This is a genomic window from Carboxylicivirga fragile (genome assembly GCF_050589805.1).
Taxonomy (GTDB): domain Bacteria; phylum Bacteroidota; class Bacteroidia; order Bacteroidales; family Marinilabiliaceae; genus Carboxylicivirga; species Carboxylicivirga fragile.
The window spans coordinates 1-20649 of record NZ_JBNGOY010000072.1 but is presented as its reverse complement, the minus strand read 5'-3'; the positions used below and the strand labels follow the sequence as shown (position 1 = coordinate 20649).

The 20649-nt window shown below is 36.7% G+C and carries 14 protein-coding genes; 5 read left to right on the top strand and 9 right to left on the bottom strand.

The window, feature by feature from the left end; genetic code table 11:
* The first annotated feature begins 143 nt into the window (after positions 1-143).
* On the top strand, positions 144-419 hold the full coding sequence (locus tag ACRD7B_RS21370; protein WP_430826700.1) for an RDD family protein: 276 nt from the start codon (positions 144-146) through the stop codon (positions 417-419).
* Here the strand turns inward: ACRD7B_RS21370 and ACRD7B_RS21365 are convergent.
* Positions 404-4087, bottom strand: coding sequence for a sensor histidine kinase (locus ACRD7B_RS21365; protein WP_430826699.1), 3684 nt, complete (start codon positions 4085-4087; stop codon positions 404-406). The genes ACRD7B_RS21370 and ACRD7B_RS21365 overlap by 16 nt on opposite strands.
* Before the next feature lie 59 nt (positions 4088-4146).
* Positions 4147-4620 (bottom strand): 23S rRNA (pseudouridine(1915)-N(3))-methyltransferase RlmH, encoded by a 474-nt coding sequence (rlmH, locus tag ACRD7B_RS21360; RefSeq protein ID WP_430826698.1) that lies wholly within the window; start codon positions 4618-4620, stop codon positions 4147-4149.
* A gap of 216 nt (positions 4621-4836) precedes the next feature.
* Between rlmH and ACRD7B_RS21355 the strand changes: the two genes are divergently transcribed.
* Both ACRD7B_RS21355 and nadC read left to right on the top strand, forming a co-directional pair.
* Positions 4837-5241, top strand: a complete 405-nt coding sequence (locus ACRD7B_RS21355; RefSeq protein ID WP_430826697.1) for a DUF4783 domain-containing protein — start codon at positions 4837-4839, stop codon at positions 5239-5241.
* Positions 5234-6076, top strand: a complete 843-nt coding sequence (gene nadC / locus ACRD7B_RS21350) for a carboxylating nicotinate-nucleotide diphosphorylase (RefSeq protein ID WP_430826696.1) — start codon at positions 5234-5236, stop codon at positions 6074-6076. Before ACRD7B_RS21355 ends, nadC begins: the two co-directional genes overlap by 8 nt.
* Positions 6077-6185: 109 nt before the next feature.
* On the opposite strand, the gene ACRD7B_RS21345 is transcribed toward nadC, so the two are convergent.
* The 6 genes from ACRD7B_RS21345 to ACRD7B_RS21320 form a co-directional block, all read right to left on the bottom strand.
* Positions 6186-7379: a transglutaminase-like domain-containing protein gene (locus tag ACRD7B_RS21345; protein ID WP_430826695.1), complete on the bottom strand. Its 1194-nt coding sequence runs from the start codon at positions 7377-7379 to the stop codon at positions 6186-6188.
* Between the two features lie 156 nt (positions 7380-7535).
* Complete coding sequence (locus ACRD7B_RS21340; RefSeq protein WP_430826694.1) at positions 7536-10148, bottom strand: valine--tRNA ligase; 2613 nt, start codon at positions 10146-10148, stop codon at positions 7536-7538.
* A 100-nt stretch (positions 10149-10248) separates the two neighbouring features.
* Positions 10249-11382 carry a hypothetical protein gene (locus tag ACRD7B_RS21335; RefSeq protein ID WP_430826693.1) on the bottom strand — a complete coding sequence of 378 codons (1134 nt, stop codon included), beginning with the start codon at positions 11380-11382 and terminating at the stop codon, positions 10249-10251.
* 308 nt (positions 11383-11690) lie between these two features.
* Complete coding sequence (locus tag ACRD7B_RS21330; RefSeq protein ID WP_430826692.1) at positions 11691-12248, bottom strand: hypothetical protein; 558 nt, start codon at positions 12246-12248, stop codon at positions 11691-11693.
* Positions 12249-12582: 334 nt separating this feature from the next.
* A complete protein-coding gene (locus ACRD7B_RS21325) occupies positions 12583-13497 on the bottom strand; it encodes a DMT family transporter (RefSeq protein ID WP_430826691.1) in 915 nt (304 codons plus the stop codon).
* 1283 nt (positions 13498-14780) lie between these two features.
* Positions 14781-17435 (bottom strand): DUF5686 family protein, encoded by a 2655-nt coding sequence (locus ACRD7B_RS21320; protein ID WP_430826690.1) that lies wholly within the window; start codon positions 17433-17435, stop codon positions 14781-14783.
* Between the two features lie 403 nt (positions 17436-17838).
* Between ACRD7B_RS21320 and ACRD7B_RS21315 the strand changes: the two genes are divergently transcribed.
* Positions 17839-18174 carry a hypothetical protein gene (locus ACRD7B_RS21315; RefSeq protein ID WP_430826689.1) on the top strand — a complete coding sequence of 112 codons (336 nt, stop codon included), beginning with the start codon at positions 17839-17841 and terminating at the stop codon, positions 18172-18174.
* Between the two features lie 466 nt (positions 18175-18640).
* Positions 18641-19840, top strand: coding sequence for a pyridoxal phosphate-dependent aminotransferase (locus tag ACRD7B_RS21310; RefSeq protein ID WP_430826688.1), 1200 nt, complete (start codon positions 18641-18643; stop codon positions 19838-19840).
* Positions 19841-19922: 82 nt separating this feature from the next.
* Here ACRD7B_RS21310 and ACRD7B_RS21305 read toward each other — a convergent pair whose 3' ends face one another.
* The gene (locus ACRD7B_RS21305) at positions 19923-20306 is read right to left on the bottom strand and encodes an arsenate reductase family protein (RefSeq protein WP_430826687.1); all 384 of its coding nucleotides are present in this window, start codon (positions 20304-20306) and stop codon (positions 19923-19925) included.
* Between the last annotated feature and the right edge of the window lie 343 nt (positions 20307-20649).

The following is a 20649-nucleotide window of genomic DNA, read 5'->3' as shown; positions in this document are numbered from 1 at the left end:
TATACACTCATTAATAATTATGAAAAACAAAGAGGCTAACCATAAATGATTAACCTCTAAATTTTATTTAAAATCTTGTTACTTCTGAAATTGCCGACTTAGTAATAACAATTGGATTATGTCTATTCCCTCGAATTGGTTGGATGTTTGGTCTAGCGTATTTTCTTCTGCGCGATTCATTACCTTTTAACGGGGGGCAAAGTTATGGGAGGCGGCTTTTTAATATAAGGGTAGTTCAACGCCAAGATAATTCCAAGCTACTTGGTAAACACGAGCAATCTTTAATGCGTCATATTAGTTTGTTAATTCCTTTTTTTAATATCGTTGAGATTTATTACTTCTTTTTTAAACATGAGCGATTTGGTGAAGTATGGTCAGAGACTACGATTATTTCATCACAAAATTATTCTCCAGAATAGATTGGAAACTCAATAAAGAAGGTGGTTCCAATATTCTTAGTTGTTTCAAACCATATTTCGCCTCCACTATTTTTGACAATGTTTTTGACAATTGATAAACCAAGTCCCATGCCAGATGATTTAGTCGTAAAGTTGGGCATAAATATCTTTTTAATGGTTTCATCATCCATGCCTCTACCGTTGTCAGAGAAACTAAGTTTAACGTTTGGCTCGTTGATTGAAAGCGTAATGTTAATATTCCCTTCTTTATCCTTAGGAATGGCTTGTACAGCGTTTTTTAAGATGTTATTGAAGGTACTTAGAAGTTGATCACGATCGGCAAATACATAAACTGTATCAGATTCAAAATCGCTTTGAAAATGTATGTTTTTCTCATTCTGCTCAAACAGAGAAATAGCATTGGTAAGTTTATTAACAATGTTTATTTTCTTACGTTTTGGCATTGGCATTTTGGCAAAATTGGAAAACTCATTGGCGATTACATGTAGTTGATCAATCTGTTCAATAAGCGTGTTGGATACTTTTTTCAAGTACGATTCAAAATCTTGTCGTTCATCCCATGCACGCAATAAATATTGAACGCTTAGTTTCATTGGGGTAAGCGGATTTTTTATTTCATGAGCAATCTGTTTGGCCATTTCGCGCCATGCCATTTCACGTTCCGACTTCGCTAATTTCTCGGCACTCTCGGTCAGTTCATCAACCATCCTGTTGTATTCGTTCACCAAATTGCCAATTTCGTCGTGTCCTTTATAACCAATCTTTTTGTTTTGCTTTCCTAGTCGCGTTTGAGCAAGTCGGTCTTGGATTAGCATTAATGGGCGCGTTATGCGTCTGGACACAATTACGGCTAAACCAATGGCAAATAATACAAATAGTAAATAGGCATTAATCACCGCTACAATAAGGGAAGAAACCTCAGATTTGAGTTCGTTATTACCAACGAAGTACGGCAAATTAAGATAGGCTAATATTTCATTCTCGTAATTGAAAATAGGAATGTAGGCGGATGTAAAGTGCAATGAACCGATTGATTCTTCGTGTATATATTCCGCTTTCTTCAGTAAGGATAATTCATGAAAGGCTTCCGCATTCATCATTCTACCGGTAAGTCCTTTTTGATATAATTCCGGTCGGGATGTTGCTAATAGTTTACCTTCTAAACTATAAAGGTTGATATCACTGTAGAAGACATTCGAGAATTTCTGTAAAAGATATTGCAGATATTCATGCATGTCCTCATCGAGTTCAGGTTCATTCACAATCTTTTGTTCCATTTCTTGCAGAACTGATTTGATTCGTTGCGAAAGCATCTGATTGTTCTTTTGCTTAAACTGATACACAGAATAATAAACTGAACTAACTCCCATAACAACTAATATCATAATCATTAAACCAACAAATGTGATTTGAATTCGCTCTTGTATGGAAAAAGTAAAAAATGATTGTTTCGTTTTTAATCGAGACAGTAAGAGGATGATTGATGAAATAAAGAAAAAGAGTATAAAGAAAGTTGAGAATGCCATTAAGATGTGCAGAACTCTAACTTTTGGTCGGCTGAGAATGATGTTTGTCTCTGGATTTGGCGCATAAACCAGATGTGATATATGATCTTCGTTGTAGAAAGATTTTGTTTTGTCTGAAAGGTTTATACTTTTTTCTTTAATTGGATAACGAAAACTACCATACTGCTTTACGAGGTTGCCATTAATGTACTTCGCAAATGAATAGTTTTTAATCACACTAAGATTAATTTGTTCCTGAGCACTTGTTAATAATTCAGGATAACCTAAGCCTGTAAATGTTGGTTTAGAATCGATTTCGATAAAGATTGTTGTTTCGAAATTAGGGTCGTTTTTAAAGTAACAGATCTGACCGAAATAGGAAATCTGTCCATTGTCGTTATCCAGATATTTAAAATGTTTGCTTTGTGAAATGTCTTGACCAAATGCCAGAGACAATTCATTAAAATAGTCATAGCATAGGGTAACAGAATCTTCTGTAATAAGTTCAACTTCTGGCCAACATACGGTTGCACTCATGTCGTAACGTTGCCAATAACCATGGAAATAGTTCTTTTTTAAGTGATCCTGAATGCTTTCTTCGTTAATGGTATTCTGATGTAACTGTTGCTTTAAAACTTCATCATTCAGCAATTTATCTTCCATGTTAGCTAAATACATTTCGGCTACAGGATCAGCTTCGCGCATCAATTTAAACGATAAGTTTTCGATTAATAACTCTCGGTTTTCAGCTTCCTTTTTTATGTTGTATCTATATAAAAGAAACACCAAATACAATGTGATTAGAAAAATAATAAGAACGAAGGTACTGTAGGTGATACTGTTTTTTGAATCGCGCTTGGCTTTGTACAATATGCCGGCTATGGCAAGGAAAAGTACCAAACTGATTAAGGAGATATCATAGCTTAATGCAAAACTTAATAAATAAAATAAAACAAATGATAGTATAGTTGCTATAGCAAATACACCGTATGATACATGTTTTTTATAGGTAGCAATTGTTTTTTCGAATACAAATGAGAACGCTAAAAAGAGAAGAACTAAAATGAGGATTTTTAGTACAGCTATGCTATTCAAATCTTCAATATTAAAAAATATTGATGCCTGTGATGAGTTTCTAACCAGTAGATAGATCAGATCATTAATGAATAGAAAAAAGAGTAGTACAAGAAAGGTGCTGATGAAAACACCTAAGTAATATAGCTTGCTTGTTTTAGTATTGACTGAAATGAAAGTAGGCTCTTTAAAGTAGCGATAAAACCAAACGCCCCAGGTTAAGAGTAGGAAACCAAAAATCAATAAGCAGCCTAAAGAGGGTAACCAGTCAGATACGGCAAATGTAGATGGTGAAAAAAGTGAAGTGTTCTGATAATCCTCAGGTATTGCAAAGGATTTAAACACGAGATATAATATTGCCAGAAAAAGAAATATAGGTATGAAAAGATAATTGCTATAGTTGTATAAGCAGCATTTTTTAAGTGTTTTATTGATTGCAATTATAATAAGTATAAGGCTTAAAAAATACATTAGAATCGAAAGCGTACTCGTAGTCGAAATGTTATTGTCCATTTCGTTGAATATCACAGAAAACAGATAATTTCCATGTATATCCTCAATATTATTGGAATTGACTTCTTTATTGAAGCTTATATCCGGGTTATTCGTTAGTTGAATTTCGGAAGGAAACTCGTTTGTTAAGAATTTATTTTCATAGGTATAAGCTTCTTTAAGAAGGCTTAGTGCAAGTAATTGGTATTCGCCAATGTGAATATGATCCCATAAATACCAGCCATTAGCAAATTTCTTAAGCGTATGCTTTTCTGTTAGGCCTTGGAATGAATTAATGGGTACCTTATCGGTAGACCAAGCTTTTAAAATGGAGTCCTGAAACAGATAAAAGTGAGTGCCTGATAAACTTAGTGAATCCATTAATGACCATATTTCCGTGTCATTTTCGGGTGTAATGTTTTTTAAGTTTGAAAGTTGATGTCTTAACAAGTTTTGTTTTTCCAGAACGGATTGCTGTATTGAATGTACATCAGAAGCGTAAATGTATTCTTTGTCAAATACTGATTCGGAAATCTTTCCGATTAAAACTAGAATAATTGCTATTAGAACAAAAGTTCTGATTTTCTGATGTGGCATAGATTCGATTTTTCAGACTAAAGATATGCAAAAAGCATGCAATTATTTTTCAGAATGTATTAGTGATGGTGATATGGTTCATTTTTTAGGATTGTCATACTTCGATAAACTTGCTCAACAAAAAACAAACGGATCATCTGATGCGAAAATGTCATTTGTGATAAACTTATTTTTCCGTTTGCTTTTGAGTATACAGCATCTGAGAAACCGTAGGGGCCACCTATCACGAATACTAGTCTTTTAAGGCCTGAAACCATTTTCTTTTGTATGAATGAGGAAAATTCAACAGACGAAAACTCTTTACCTTTCTCATCTAATAAAACCATAAAATCTCCCGCCTGTAGATTCTGAACAAGCAGATCTCCTTCCATCTTTTTTTGCTGCTCTTCGGATAGGTTTTTGGCCTTCTTCAAATCAGGTATAACCTTCATCTCAAAAGGAATATAATGTTTCAGGCGCTGAACGTATTTTTCTATCCCCATCATCAAATAGGCTTCATCAGTTTTGCCTATCATAACTAATTGTATTTTCATGCGTATAGGAGTTTTTAATACTTCTTTATGAATTAAAAGATCTAAAAGATTAGGTTAATGTCCGTAAAGCTATATTTTTGCTAGTAAAAATAATGCGTGATTTTTAAAAACAATGGTTTTTATACTGAATTAATACATTAGAAAGAAAGTAAAATTATTAGTTGGGAATTAAGGTCTGATTTTTGTTGACACTAGTAACGGATTAAACAAAGTAAAATGAATTTAAGAAAACAATTATTTTTTGTGGCGTTTTCATTTTTGACCATTGGGCTATTATTTGCTCAGAAGTCAGAGGTCATTCCCGATGGTGTTGTTAAAGCAATTAAAACTTCGGATGTAAACGAACTTGCATTATCCTTTAATGACAATATTGAAATCGTTTTACCTGGCAAAACAGGGGTGTATAGTCGAAGTCAGGCTGAAATGATTATTAAAGATTTCTTTAATCGGCAACCCGTTAAGGACTTTGCTATAATACACGAAGGAAAGAAGGAGAATGCTTCTTTTGCCATTGGTAATTATAGTTCAGATTCAGGTAACTTCAGATTTACTTTTCTTACCAAGTCAGATGGTACTAAAGTGTTGATTCATCAGCTTAGAATAGAAAAACAAGATGAATAACGAGTTAATTGAGAAATTTGTTGAGATCGCCATTCGCGAAGATATTGGTGATGGGGATCATTCTTCACGATCATGTATTCCAGAAACAGCTGAAGGTAAAGTTAAATTACTTGCCAAAGAGGATGGTATTCTTTCTGGGGTTGAGATTGGGGTTGGTATATTTAAGAAGGTTGATCCTAATATAGAAATTGAACTTTTTATAAAAGATGGTTCAATTATTAAGCCCGGCGATATTGTATTAAAAGCAAAGGGAAAGGTTTGGTTCTTATTACAAGCTGAGCGTTTAGTATTGAATGTGATGCAACGTATGAGTGGTATTGCAACTCGTACTGGAGAATATGTGGCTCGATTGGAAGGAACATCAACACGTATATTAGATACACGAAAAACTACACCAGGTATGCGTCTTTTAGAAAAGGAAGCCGTAAAAACTGGTGGTGGAGTCAATCATCGAATGGGATTGTACGATATGGTTATGCTAAAGGATAATCACATTGATTTTGCCGGAGGTATTGAAAAAGCCATTCATGCCGTTCAGGTTTACCTAAAAGAGAAAAACAAACCTTTAAAGATAGAGGTAGAAGTACGCGATTTCACCGAGTTAGGCGAAGTACTTCGTGTTGGCGGTATACACCGTATCATGCTTGATAATTTTTCGGTAGCCGATACTAAGAAAGCAGTTGAGTTAATAGATGGACGTTACGAAACTGAATCATCCGGTGGTATTACTATTGATACCTTAAGAGCTTATGCCGAGTGTGGTGTTGATTATATTTCTGTAGGAGCCTTAACGCATCATATTAAAAGTTTAGATTTGAGTTTAAAAGCATACTAAATACACACGTTTGAATGCAAAAGAAAGGTGAATTCATATTGAGTTCACCTTTTTTATGCTATCAATTTTATTGGATGAGCAATATTTTAGAATTGTATTAAAAGTGCTCTTACTTGTAATATAATTTAATGGACTCCGGCGAGTCTCCAATCATTTTCTTAATTGATTTTAGCTTTCCATATTCGCCTGTATATACAAAAGTGTATTCCTTATTTTTCTCAAGTTGAAATTCTAAAGTTTCATTCATATCCTGAGTTGGTCCCGAAGTACGCCCTCCAGATATTTGTTCTTTGCCATAGAAAACATCAACATTAACTGCAACACGATCGTTAGCCGTGAATGAGCACACATTTTCGGTAAACATCATGATCTTAACCATTGTATGTGTTTCTGACAGTTGGGTAGCAGCAGTTTCTTCTTTGTAGATTTTAATATATCGCCAAGAAACATCCTCCGCAGGAACATATGTAATTGTGGAATCCCAAACCAATGGAAAGTATTTTTTTGTTGGTTTAAATGAACTGGCATAAATGGCATGTTCCTTATCGTTAGGAATTGCTTTACCAGCATCGGCCAAGAACCATCCTTTATTTAATCCACTGGGATAATACTCGGTGAAATACCATTGGCCATCAACCCAAACTTCCGACCAGTTGTGATTACCTCTTTTGTCGTGCCAATTAGGTGTGCCTGCTATACGTGATGGAATGCCAACCGAACGAAAGGCATCGGTTAATAGGATAGATAAACCGCTGCACGAAGCCATGCGCTGTTCAATGGATTCATATGGACTTTGATCTGGTTTTTCACGCTTGGTATTATAGTCAACCAACAATTCATCACGTATGTTTTTATTTATAGAGTCAATGGCAGATCTCATATCCGAGCATTCTTCAACATACTTTCCAAAGCGTTGTGAGAAATCACCACGCCAATCATCTCTACGTTCATTCAGGCTGGCATAAGGAAGTACTTCATTAAAGAAGATACTGTCAGGTAGCGATTTGTTCCAGCTATATTTTTCTTTTGTTTTATAAGCCAGGTTCACATTGTTGAGAAGAAATTGACTGCTCAAAGTTGTTAAGTCTCTTTCTGGCATGTAGGCTATTAAAAATGCCATCGCCTCTTTCTGTTCACTTGGAGATTGATTTATGGCAGCCATTAACTCAGGAGCATTAGTGCCTGCTTTGGAAATAGCTATGTCAATTAAATTATGGTATTCTGTGGGTACGCCTTTGTATTTATTGCAAGCACTAGTGCTTAATGCCACCAGTAAAACAACTAGTATATATAGCTTTTTCATTCCGAATAATTTATTTAAAGTATAAATATAAAGAAAAGGATCGCATCTTTATTTACACTATTTAAATAAAGATTCGATCCTTAGGTTTTCGCGGAATAAGGGTTTAAAAAAAGCCAGAAACGTAATGTTTCTGGCTTCATTAGTATTTATAGAATATTACTTCTTCAGATTGGCAATGCTCTCAGTCAAGGTTTTAATCTTAGCTTCAGCATCTGCTTGTTTTTGCTTTTCCTTGGCCACAACAGCTTCAGGAGCACTTCCCACGAAACGTTCGTTACCAAGCTTCTTCATTACGCCCTTTAAGAAACCTTGCTGGTGAGCTAATTCCTTTTCCAGCTTCTTGATTTCTTCTTCCACATCAATTAACCCATCCATTGGAACGAAATATTCGCTGGTACGAACCATAAATGAGATGGCTCCTTCAACCTTTTCGTTAACCATGTTTAGTTCACTAAGATTAGCCAACTTTGTGAGGATAGGATTAAAGTAGTCAGAAAATCCATCGCCGGATAAGATGTTTAAAGCTAAAGCATCTTTCATTGGGATGTTCTTTCCTTTACGTACGTTACGAACGCCACCAACAGCTTCTTTAAGCATCTCAAACTTGTCTAATAAGCTTGCATCGGCTCCTGATACGGTTGGCATATCCACTGTCATAATACTTTCACCTTCTTTGCGCTCTTCCAAAGCCTGCCATAACTCTTCGGTTAGGAAAGGCATAAATGGATGAAGGATGCGAAGCATCTTATCGAAGAATTCGCAAGTTGCTTTATAGGTAGCTGCATCCAATGGTTTTTGGTAGGCCGGTTTAATAGCTTCCAGGTACCACGATGAGAATTCTTGCCAAAATACAGTATAAACAGTCATTAAGGCATCCGAGATACGGTATTTGCTGAAATGATCGTCTAAGGTTTCGATGGTCTGATCCAGTTTAGCATCGAACCAGGCAATGGCTTGTTTAGCCGATTCTGGTTGCTCAATCGTATCATCAATTTCCCATCCCTTAACCAGGCGGAAGGCATTCCATATTTTGTTGGCAAAGTTACGACCTTGCTCTGGTTGACTTTCATCAAACAACAAATCGCCACCTGCAGGTGAGCAGAATAACATACCAATACGTACACTGTCGGCTCCGTATTTATCTATTAAATCCAATGGATCAGGTGAGTTACCAAGCGATTTCGACATTTTACGGCGTTGCTTGTCGCGCACCATACCAGTAAAATATACATTCTTAAAAGGTAGTTCACCTTTGAATTCGTAACCCGCAATAATCATACGTGCTACCCAGAAAAAGATAATGTCGTGACCAGTTACCAAATCAGATGTTGGATAATAGTAAGCTAAGTCTTCTGGTTTCTCGAAGCCAGTAAAAGGCAGTAACCATGAAGAAGCCCAAGTATCTAATACATCATCATCCTGACGAAGGTCGGCAATGGTTAAGTTAGCATTACCTGATTTTTCCTTTGCCATCTCCAAAGCTTTTTCTTTGGTTTCGGCAACAACAAAGGTGTTGTCTTCAAGATAATAAACGGGTATTTGATGGCCCCAATACAACTGACGCGACACACACCAATCCTTTACATTCTCCATCCAATGACGGAATACGTTTTTGAATTTAGCTGGGTGAAATTGAACGGTGTCGTTCATTACATTTTCCAAGGCTGGCTTAGAAATCTCATCCATCTTAAGGTACCACTGCGCCGATAGCTTAGGCTCGATGGCTACATGCGTGCGTTCTGAGTATCCTACTTTATTATTGTAATCTTCTATCTTAACAATGTTGCCAGCTTCTTCAAGGGTAGGAATTATGCTCTTGCGTACCTCAAAACGATCTTCGCCAACAAATAGCTCTGCAGCTTCGCTCAAAGTGCCGTTGTCGTTGAAGATATCGATGACTTTCAGATTGTGTTTCATGCCAATCTCGTAGTCATTTACATCGTGAGCAGGCGTGATTTTTAAACAACCCGTACCAAATTCCATGTCTACGTATTCGTCTTGAATAATTGGAATCACACGGTTAACCAATGGTACAATAACTTTCTTCCCTTTTAAGTGGGTGAAGCGTTCATCATCGGGGTGAACACAAACAGCGGTGTCACCAAGAATTGTTTCAGGACGCGTCGTTGCTATTGTAACATACTCTTCGCTTCCTTCAATTTTATAACGTAGGTAATATAATTTACCTTGTTGCTCTTTGTAGATAACTTCTTCGTCGGAAAGAGCTGTTAAAGCAGCCGGATCCCAGTTTACCATGCGAACACCACGGTAGATTAAACCTTTCTCATACAATTCAACGAATGATTTGATAACCCCTTCGGAGCGATCTTCATCCATGGTAAAGTACTTACGATCCCAATCGGCTGAAGCACCCATCTTTTGCAATTGCTTAAGAATGATCCCTCCATATTCATCGGTCCATTCATAAGCATGCTCAAGGAATTCTTCGCGAGTCAAATCTTTTTTATCGATACCACGCTCTTTTAGGCGGTTTACCACCTTAGCTTCGGTTGCAATTGAGGCATGGTCGGTACCAGGAACCCAACAAGCATTTTTACCCATCATGCGTGCACGACGAATCAAGATATCCTGAATCGTATTGTTTAGCATGTGGCCCATGTGCAGCACTCCCGTGACGTTTGGCGGAGGCATTAGTATTGTATAAGGTTCACGCTCATCCGGTTCTGAATGGAATAACTTCTGATCCATCCAGTACTTGTACCACTTGTCTTCACTTGCAGACGGGTTATACTTGCTTGCAATTTCCATGATCAATTTTTTCTACTTAATATGCTTTGTAAATCGAGAATGCAAAAGTAAGAAAAAATGCTTAATCACCTTGAAGGTTATTGATATTTAAGGTATACTATCATGCTGGTTCTTGATCTTCTTCTCTAAGCTCTTTCAAAGTGAAAAAATCCTCCAACTTTCTATAATATACGCCAGATAAGGTTGAGATGTAAACTCGATTGTCAAATTCAACAATTGATGTAATTTCTTTACCTTCTAATCCATAATCGTCAAGGGTTCTATAATCGACACTTGAAAAGTCATTAGCCCATTCCAATTCAAAGATTTGACTATTATAAAATGCTACAAGTTTATTGTCAATGGTTGTATAGTTCAGAAGATAGAAATTATCAGGAACTTCAAATTTATGCTCCCAGCTTAGTCCTTCGTTATTTGAAATGTAACCTACAGATTTAGAGTCATAGGCTATATAGAAATCCTTATATTTATACAATCTATGAAAGCATTTATTGGCTGCCAATTGAACTTCGCCATTGGGAGTAATCAAGTAACTATGTTCATTGGTTGGACACACCAAAAAATTGTCTCCAATATTGTATGAATATAAATGATGTTGTTCGTAATCACTTTCAAAGCTAATATCTTTAGTTTTATCAACGGAGGCAGTAAATGATGTACCATTTTGCTCTATATTAATATCTACCAATAGAGCTTTTAAGTGATTAGGTTTAACTTTATAGAATAGTAAAGCTTGATCTTTGGAGTTAAGTAAATGTTCAAGCCCAATTTTTCTTCCTTTTGTTGGTACGTATAGATAATCCTCATCTAAGGCCTTTAGGTTTATATCTATATGACTGCTTTGACTTTGATATTGTTCCCACGGACTATGTATAGGCCTAATGGCGACATAATCCTCACCTTTATCCGATGAAGTAATAATTAGGTTTTCGCTAATTGGATACTTTAATTGAGTTGAGTTTTCTATCCCTAAATATGAGCCAATTATTTGAACACCACCAAAAATAGTATAGGGATGATTCTCACCTTCTTTAACAAGGGAGTAAATATCTCGATTGCTCATGAAGAAGCAGAAATCATTACTAGCATAACTATTTAACAGAAAGCCATTACCATACTCAAATTGAGGATGGCTCTGCCATGAGAAGTCTTTTTCAACTTCTTTCGTAATAATTTTTTCATCGGTACAACTATAAATTATGCAAATAAGAGCGAGTAGTAATATGTTTTTCATGATTTTAGGTTTTGATTAACGCAATTAAAATTAATTATTTATTGGTTAATAACCAAACCATTTCTACCAGATTAGCTTTGGCCGAAAATAACATGACGCCCAAGGCTGTTATTAAAAATTCTACAATTATTATAGCTATTGAAGCTTTAGATTTTTGCTCAAAGATGCGTTGATTTTGGAAGTTGTATTGTGAGCGTATGGGAGGGAGTAGCTTGAGATATTCAGTTAATTGCAAAAAAAATAAGGTGCCTTAATTAAGACACCTTATTCTAGATATATTTTTAAGTCATGAAAACATATCGAGTGCTTTATTTTACTATGTGCAGAGCGATTAATTCTGAAGCTGGTTGGTCAAATTCGATGGTTTTAATTGAAGGAATATAATTGGCTGGTAGCGTATTAAATGCTTCCAAGTTAGTCATCCAAGCTTCTACTGCCAATTCTTCTTCAGCTAATTCGGCTAATAAAGTAGTTGTTTCAACACCTGAGAATGCTTCGTAATCAACCATCCAGTTTTCAATAGCTAATAGAGGTTCATCTTGCTCGCCACTGAAGGTATTGTAGTTAATCATCCAGTCTTCTATTGCTAATAAAGCTTCGTCCTCTTCAGTTAACAAGTAATTGGTAAATTCATTTAAATCTGTCATCCAGCTTTCAATCTCAATATCGGCCTCTAAATAATCAATTTCCGATTCACAAAACGATTCGTAACTGGTCATCCATGATTCAATTTTAATTTCTTCTTCAATTAATTCATCGTTCACCATAAAACTTGGCTGTGCAAATAAACTGCTTGATAATACTACTAGTGATAATACAAATGTGCTAAGTACTTTTACTATTGATTCTTTTCTTAATGTTTTCATGACTTGAGTTTTTTAATTGTTAATACGCTAAGGGTATATCAATCGATGTGCCAAAAGACATAAGTCACTAAAAAAGAAAGCGCTAATGAAAATAAAGGAATATAGGGTCTTTAATTATTGTGCGAATGTGAAACAAATGGATGTACGTTTTCGCACATATCATTTTAATACCATAGGCATCATATAATTGTATAGAATAAAATAGTACCATTTGAACTATGAATGTGGCCTTATTATTTTTGGTATAACTCCGAGTTAATCTCTAGGTATCAAAAAGCTTTGTGCCTTTACGACTCTGTATAAGTTTTTGTTTTTCCTGAATCAATGATTCTACTTATCCTTTTTCTTTTTTCAGCATGATTAGAAGAACGCCTAAGATGACTATAAAAGTACCAATGGCCTGATAAATGGTAATTACTTCACCCAGAAATATAACAGCCAGAACAATGGTGCTAATTGGGCCAAGGCTTCCGATGATGGCAACATTAGCTGCACCTATACGCTTGATGGCTTCGGAAAGCAGGAACGATGGAATGACAGTGCTAATAATGGCCATGGCAGCACCCAATGCATATACTTGTGGTACCTGATTAAATACATCACTGCCATTGCCCATAATGATATAGTGAAGGATAACAGCTGTGCAGGATACTATCATGGCATAGGCTGTGAATCGTACGGAACCAATGCGGGGAATTAGGTCGCCACTTCCAACTAAATAAATGGCATAACTCAGTGCACTTCCAAAAATAAGTAGAGCACCCAGAGGAATATTCGTGCTGCTATCGCTTAATGAACTATACTTATAGAAGGCAATAAAAACCCCCAGGTATGTAATGATGATTGCTCTTATCTGGTATTTGTTTATTCGTTGTTTGAGAAACAAAGCTGAGATAATAACTACCAATGTTGGATATATAAAAAGTATCAATCGTTCCATGCCGGCACTCAGGTGTTTTAATCCTTCAAAATCGAGGTAGCTGGCCAGATAGTAACCTAATATACCGAGTGCAATGAGCGAATAATAGTCTTTGCTTTTGAGTTTGCTTCTATTCTTTTTCGATGATTCGATACTGGCAATGACTATGTAGATGGGTAGTGCCATGCTCATACGCAGAAGTAATAATGTAACGCTATCTACATTGTAAGCATATGCCATTTTAACCATTACGGCTTTTGCTGAAAACATAATTACGCCTAATGCTGCCATTAGAACCGCTACTATTAATTGATGTTTCTTTAATTTCATGTTTGGTATTAGGTTTAAAGCAAAAAAAAACCTCCCTTAAATACATAAGGAAGGTAATACGAATTGAATATTGTTCATCACATTCAAATACAAAGCACCCACCTTGTTTGCTCAATGAGCCAAAGCTGCCATTTTGTATTCATATGTTGTTTATTTATTGTCATTTCAGTTCAAAGATAGAATAATTAAATAAGAGATGCTATGGTGTGAAGCTATTATAAACCCAGCGGGCTTAAGCTATAATCCTTGTGTTTGTCACCTCACCTAGCCTCTCTGAAGGAGAGGGATGATTGACGCAATTTTCCACTACCCCAAGCTTCCACTTCGACAAACGCTCAGGGAGCACCTCTGTGAATGTGAACTTTTAATACTTTAGGATATTCTCTTACGAATTTTTACTGCATCATGCTTTCTCCTCTCCATTTTGGAGAGGTATAGGGTGAGGTTTTTAAATCCCTGCCTTTGTTCCTCTGTGTTTTTTTGCCCACGAATTAACACGAATCGTTTTCTAAGCCCAGCGGGCTTAAATATTAATAGCTTGGAGTAAGTGTAACGCCACCCCAGGTATTTAAGTGAAGAAAACAAAGTCGCACTCACTAGCCAGGTTCAGCAGCAAATCATATTGCGACTTGGCTCTTTGTTTTGTTTATCTTTGTGTTTGTCACCTCACCTAAGCTCACCTGAAGGTTAGGAATGATTGGTGCAATTTTTCACTACACCAAGCTTCCCCTTCGACAAACGCTCAGGGAGCACCTCTGTGAATGCGAACTTTTAATACTTTAGGATATTCTCTTACGCATTTTTTAATACATCATGCTTTCTTCTCTCCAAATTGGAGAGGGATTGGGTGAGGTTTTTAAATCCCTGCCTTTGTGCCTCTGTGTTTCTTTGCCCACGAATTGACACTAATGTAATTGCAAGCCCAGCGGGCTTAAATATTAATAGCCTGGGGTAAGTGTAACGCCACCCCAGGTAGTTAAGTGAAGAAAACAAAGTCGCACTCACAAGCCTGGTTCAGTAGCTAATCATGTTGCGACTTGGCTCTTAGTCTCGTTTATCCTTTAATTTCTTACCTCACCATTGCTCTCCTGAAGGAGAGCAATGATTTACGTAGGTTTTTCTGCATAGTCTTTACCCTCTAAATCTCCCTCAAGAGGGAGACGAGAAGTTTTATTTTGCATCTTTTAATCAACCTAGTATATCATGCTTTCCCTTCGACAAATGCTCAGGGATTGGGTGAGGTTTATATTTTCTCTGCGTCTCCATGTCTCTGCGTTTAATCTTTAATCAAAATTCAAACTCACCTTGAAGCCCCAGCTACGGTATTTGCCATTTTCGAAACCAACAAAGGTGCCCACACTACCCATTAGGAAAATCTGACTGATGCCATAACCCACTTCTGTATAGTTTTTAAAGTTTGGTTGTGTTAAATAACTGGCATAAAGGTTCTCGTTCCATAGGCGATTGCTTACCCACGGCAAAAACTTAAGCAATAAATAAGGCGAGGTGTACGACACATGTGCCTTGGCATACCACTCGTTGGTGCTGTAGCTATAATCTTCCAAAAGGTTGAAGGTATTGCTCCACTCCTTAAAGCTAAGAGGTATTTCGTTGGTATTGAAATGCTGGAAGCGTGAAAAATGCATTTGTTTATTACGTGTGAAATAACCTCCGCCAACTTGCCAGTTGAACTCATTGAAAATACCCCATTCTTTACTTTGTTTGATATCGGCATTGATTAATTCATAATCCGAGTCGCTCTCCATCACATCTTTCAAACCACGTTCGTAGCCCACCGAGAAGGTAGGATAACGGGAGCCTCTATGGTACTTCTTGCCTTTCCACATACGATATCGCATGCGTGGAGTGTAGGATAGTTTAGCATAGATGTGCATGTCGGATTGACTCTGCATATGTTCAGGAATAATCTGATCGTTGGGCGGAATATTCTCGGCATAGTCGGCATTGGGATAAGCAATGGACCAATTAGTGCTATTTTCCAATTGATGGTAGTAACTGTACGATGCCCCCACATTTAAACGCATACCATGCATTGGGTCGATAGCGTGATAGATGGAAACATAATCCTTCTGGTACAGTTTCATGTAGTGCTCCTTAAAGAACAAAGCTGCAAACATATTCAAAGTGCGATCAATACCATACTTGCTATTAAAGTCGCGACTTACCTGACCGAAGCCTATGCCAATATTGGCTCTTCGAAGGGGTGCAAAGGAATAGTTAGCTCGTCCTTCCCAAAGTAATTTATCCCTGTTAAAGGCGTATTGTACCATTGGTTTGAAGTAGACGTTACGCACCGAATCAATTTTATACCTGAATTGCATACTCTGATTGTAACTCCATCCATCCACAGCATTGAAATCAACCTGATCTAAGCCAATTAATCCATCGTAGGTGATGCGTAGGGCCGAGTCGGCAGCATAAAAGGTATGTCCTGATAAGAATCCATCTGAAGCTTTGGCAAAAGCTGATTTCTCCTTTTTCTTTACCTTGGCCGTATCATTTTGTAGCTTCACTAACTTTAATGAATCTTTCACTTCAAAGCTTTTTAATTCATCACTGGTGAGTGGTATTGGGCGCATGTTTTCCCAATACATCGAATCGCGTTTAACTGTGTCTTTTTTGTGGGTAATTTTGTATGTATCCTTAATTTCCAACGATTCTTCTTTATCCATTTCCTGCTTACGCGATTCTTTCTCAATTAAGCGCGATAACTTAATCATTTCGCGATTCGACAGTTCTTCCTTCGCAAGCAGTTCTTCCATCTTACGCTCGGCCCTCGATTTCTCAATTTCGGCTTTTTCTTCGGCTTCTCTTTGTTGCTCGGCTTCCAAGGCAGCTTCTTCGGCGGCATATTGTTTCATTAAGGTAGCCGGAACAGGTAGATCGCTGTTTAAAGCGATGTCGGAATATTTAACCGAGCCCGCATAACGGAAATCGGCTTTTACCCCCATGATAGATGCCTTTACTTTAAAGCGGTGACTAATGGGTAACCACGATCGCTCTTTAACCGGGGCATATACTTGTTTGATGTTGATCTCACCAAAAAAAGCATTGTTGGTCACATCAATGGAGTGGATGTTCCAGAGGTTATCTACAATGTAAATGTAACCGCTATATGATTGTTGACTTTTACGTTTGGGAACAATCTTAATTTTATTCACAGTAACGTCGCCCTCGTAAAAGAAACCTTCGTAAACAAATTTGTAATGCGAGAACGAGTTGGGAGCTAATGGTGACACGGCCATGTCCTGATTTGGTTCATAGAAACTATAAGTAATGTATCCGATCACGTCGTCATCGTTGCTGCCCGGAAAAGTGCTCTGACTATTTATTACAGTATGATCGTATTTATCTGGTGCCGTAAACTCAATCTCGTTCATCGACTCCATGGTGTATGTTTTGCCAATCTCAAGTTTGGCGGCATCATCCTCTTCCTTATCCATCATTCGTTTGATAAGTTTCGGAATCTTATTCATCACCAAGCTACCCTTCAGGTATACTTCGGCTTTGTATTGCGATGTCTGACGCTGGTAGTACGGAGCCAGACTAATTGCTTTTCGCATGATAGGGTAGGCTGGGTCTTCGCCACCCGAGTATACTCGTACTTCTTTTATGCGGTAGGCTTGTTTTTTGAGCTGAATGTTTTTTTCAACATAACCATCCTTTACCTCAATTTTAATTTCCTGTTTCTGAAATCCCAGTCCTTGAAATACCACGGTGTACGATCCGGCTTCCAGTTGAATGTCGAATTCTCCAAGGTCGTTGGTGGTGGTTCCGGTGGTTGTTTCTTTGAGGTAGATAGTGGCAAAGGGAACGGTTTCATCTTTCTCGTCGGTTACGATGCCTCTGAATCCTTGTGCTATGCTGCTAGTAGCGTTAATGCACAGGATAAGTAATATTAGTTTTATAATCTTCATTGGTTTAGGTGGTTTAGATTGTAGGGTAAATATAATGATAAGTACCTATTATATCATAATGCATGAATATTTAAAAAGGTTGCCTAGCTAATAGGTCGAATTAAAACTGGGGAAAGTTACAGTGGGTGATTAATTTGTTTTTTATGGTTAAAGTAATTGAAAATTAATTTTTAATAGAAAGTTCTATGGCCTTTCAGAAGCGAACTAAGTGGACAAGAGGTTTTGCAATATGAAAGAGTGATATGTAATGGTTGTTTTTGTTGTTTATACTTCATAACTTTAAAAAGGTTAAGCAAAAACTAATTGGATTGGGAGTGGTTTTATATGCCTCGAATATTTTAATCTTGAAAAGATTAAATATAGGTATATCTAATGCTCACACTAAACTTATTAAAACAATAACATGAAAAATCTACTAAAAATCTACATTGTCGCTTTGTTTTTAGTATTAACGACATCTTGTGAGGAAGAGGATTTAATAACTGATTTAACGATGATTGAGAATGAACTTAAATCATTTGTTGACGCAAATAATATAAGCAAATGTTCCATTCAAATGAACAATAATGGAAATTGGTATTACAAACAATATGAAAGTTCATTTGTAATAAGAAACGGAACTATTATAGTAACAGATCAAAATGAAAATTCATCTGTAGATTATAGTTATAACTTAAACTACCTAGTTGAATATTATAAAAATAAAAGTGGTCATATGGTTATGACATTTTCCGATTAGAGTGTTATTTTTAAACTAAAAGTATTTAGGAGGTGTGAGTTTTTCCTTTCCTCTGGGCATTCGCGCCTCTATGTTTCTTCTCCCACGAGTTAGCACTAATTGTTTTCTAAGCCCGCTGGGCTTGCAATTAAATTCGTGTTAATTCGTGCAATTCGTGGGCAAAGAAACCTGCGTAAACCATTCCTCTGCTTTAGAAGAGGTTAGGTGAGGTAAATGCTTGTAACGAGGATTGGATTAAAGGAATACCAAAGAATAAAGAAGAAAGAATTTTGAACCTACTATATTCGTATTGACAGTAGGGTATTAGATACTAAAATGTAATTCGGGATAAATTTGATTTTGAAAAGTGTTTGAGCATTTACAATTATCAGCTAAAAAAGATGTCCTAAATCATGATTTTTATATTTTATATGCCATACATTTGCAAAAATATCATTGGGTATAACCTTATTAAAAACTAAAAGCAATGCCTACAATTTCAAACAGAGGGCAGCAGATGCCAGCATCGCCAATACGTAAGTTGGTGCCTTATGCCGAAGCTGCAAAATCAAAGGGTGTAAAAGTATTCCACTTGAATATTGGTCAGCCGGATATTAAAACACCTGAGGTGGCTTTGGATGCCATTCGTAACATCGACTTAAAAGTTGTTGAATACAGTCATTCGGCAGGTATTGAAAGTTACCGTCGTAAGTTGGCAACAATGTATCAAAGTAATGATATTAATGTTGATCACAACGAGATTTTAGTAACAGCTGGTGGGTCCGAAGCAATTACCTTTGCTTTTTTAACTTGTTTGAATCCAGGTGATGAGGTTATCATTCCGGAGCCTTTCTACGCTAATTATAATGGGTTTGCCGTTTCATCAGGCATCACAGTAAAGCCAATTCAATCAAGTATTGAAGATGGATTTGCATTGCCTGCCATCGAAGAATTTGAGAAAACAATTACACCAGCTACCAAAGCCATTGTAATTTGTAATCCAAACAACCCAACAGGATACTTGTATTCTGAAGAGGAGATGGAACAGCTTCGTCAGATTGTAGAGAAGCATGATTTGTATTTATTCTCAGATGAGGTATATCGCGAGTTTTGCTATGATGGCGAGAAGCACATTTCGGCAATGCACTTAAAAGGCATAGAGAATAATGTGGTGATGTTTGATTCGGTTTCGAAACGTTACAGCGAATGTGGTGTGCGTATCGGAGCAATGGTTACTAAAAATAAGGAAGTATTAAATACAGCATTGAAATTTGGTCAGGCACGTTTGAGCCCTCCGGGATTTGGGCAGATTGCTGCTGAAGCTTCGCTTGATACACCAAAAACATACTTTGATGAGGTTTATGCTGAGTATATTGAGCGTCGTAACTTTTTGGTTGAAGGATTAAATAAGATTCCGGGTGTATTTACACCAATGCCAAAGGGAGCATTTTATACAGTAGCTAAATTACCAGTTGATGATTCTGATAAATTCTGTCAGTGGATATTGAGCGAATTTAGCCATAAGGGTCAAACAGTAATGATGGCGCCTGCTTCTGGTTTTTATAGTACGCCAGGATGCGGAAAGAATGAAGTGCGAATCGCTTACGTTCTTAAAAAAGAAGATTTAGCTAATGCTATTGAAACTTTAGAAAAAGCACTCGAAGTTTATCCTGGAAGAACAAACTAGGACAACAATAAAATAAAAATGAAAAAGGCTTCCCGGGATGGAAGCCTTTTTTTTATTACTACTTGGGGGGGGATAATTGGGGTTAGGTAGTAATGGATGTTTTTTGAGCTTTTAATGATTTTAAATGCATAATAAGCTCTGCTAAATTTTTCTTATTGTTGCCTGCAAATAGTTTTCTGCCAACCACAAATACTGGTCTTTTCAAAAACGTATATTCCTGACTTAAATATTGCCGGTAATCCTGCTCACCAAGTTCTTTATGGGCAAGACCGTGCTCTCTGTATTTTCTTGATTGTTTATTAAAAATAACTTCGTACCCTCCAGCTAATCTGGCTAATTCATCAATGGTATTAATAGATAAGGGGTTTGCTTTGACGTCAATAACTTCAAAGTCTCCCAAACTACTAACCTCTTTGTAAATGCGTTTGCATGTGCTGCAGGTACTTAACAAATATACTTTCACCATTCAACAACCTCTTCCTTTTTAACTTAACCAAAGATATAAAAGGGCATCGAAATCGATTGCTGAACAAGCCCCCAATTAAAGGTGTTTTTATTAACGTTTGTTTTTAGATGACAAACGCGGAGAAAAGATGGATATTTATTCAGTACTCAAATTGTATAAAATTGGCCAAACATAGTTTTAATGTGTATGTGCTTTTCATTTTATGGTGTGTAATAAATGTTTACCTTTGCCCTTGTATCAAATACTATAAAACAATCACTAGTGACCGACTAATTTTTTAAAATGAGGGTACTCCCTAAAGGTTTCCCCTCAAAGTTGTAAATTGATTTTGCGAAACATTTTA

Excerpts from the sequence above, each read along its gene's own strand:
- ACRD7B_RS21370 (WP_430826700.1), top strand. The coding sequence starts at position 144 with ATGTTTGGTCTAGCGTATTTTCTTCTGCGCGATTCATTACCTTTTAAC.
- ACRD7B_RS21365 (WP_430826699.1), bottom strand. The coding sequence starts at position 4,087 with ATGCCACATCAGAAAATCAGAACTTTTGTTCTAATAGCAATTATTCTA.
- rlmH (WP_430826698.1), bottom strand. The coding sequence starts at position 4,620 with ATGAAAATACAATTAGTTATGATAGGCAAAACTGATGAAGCCTATTTG.
- ACRD7B_RS21355 (WP_430826697.1), top strand. The coding sequence starts at position 4,837 with ATGAATTTAAGAAAACAATTATTTTTTGTGGCGTTTTCATTTTTGACC.
- nadC (WP_430826696.1), top strand. The coding sequence starts at position 5,234 with ATGAATAACGAGTTAATTGAGAAATTTGTTGAGATCGCCATTCGCGAA.
- ACRD7B_RS21345 (WP_430826695.1), bottom strand. The coding sequence starts at position 7,379 with ATGAAAAAGCTATATATACTAGTTGTTTTACTGGTGGCATTAAGCACT.
- ACRD7B_RS21340 (WP_430826694.1), bottom strand. The coding sequence starts at position 10,148 with ATGGAAATTGCAAGCAAGTATAACCCGTCTGCAAGTGAAGACAAGTGG.
- ACRD7B_RS21335 (WP_430826693.1), bottom strand. The coding sequence starts at position 11,382 with ATGAAAAACATATTACTACTCGCTCTTATTTGCATAATTTATAGTTGT.
- ACRD7B_RS21330 (WP_430826692.1), bottom strand. The coding sequence starts at position 12,248 with ATGAAAACATTAAGAAAAGAATCAATAGTAAAAGTACTTAGCACATTT.
- ACRD7B_RS21325 (WP_430826691.1), bottom strand. The coding sequence starts at position 13,497 with ATGAAATTAAAGAAACATCAATTAATAGTAGCGGTTCTAATGGCAGCA.
- ACRD7B_RS21320 (WP_430826690.1), bottom strand. The coding sequence starts at position 17,435 with ATGAAGATTATAAAACTAATATTACTTATCCTGTGCATTAACGCTACT.
- ACRD7B_RS21315 (WP_430826689.1), top strand. The coding sequence starts at position 17,839 with ATGAAAAATCTACTAAAAATCTACATTGTCGCTTTGTTTTTAGTATTA.
- ACRD7B_RS21310 (WP_430826688.1), top strand. The coding sequence starts at position 18,641 with ATGCCTACAATTTCAAACAGAGGGCAGCAGATGCCAGCATCGCCAATA.
- ACRD7B_RS21305 (WP_430826687.1), bottom strand. The coding sequence starts at position 20,306 with ATGGTGAAAGTATATTTGTTAAGTACCTGCAGCACATGCAAACGCATT.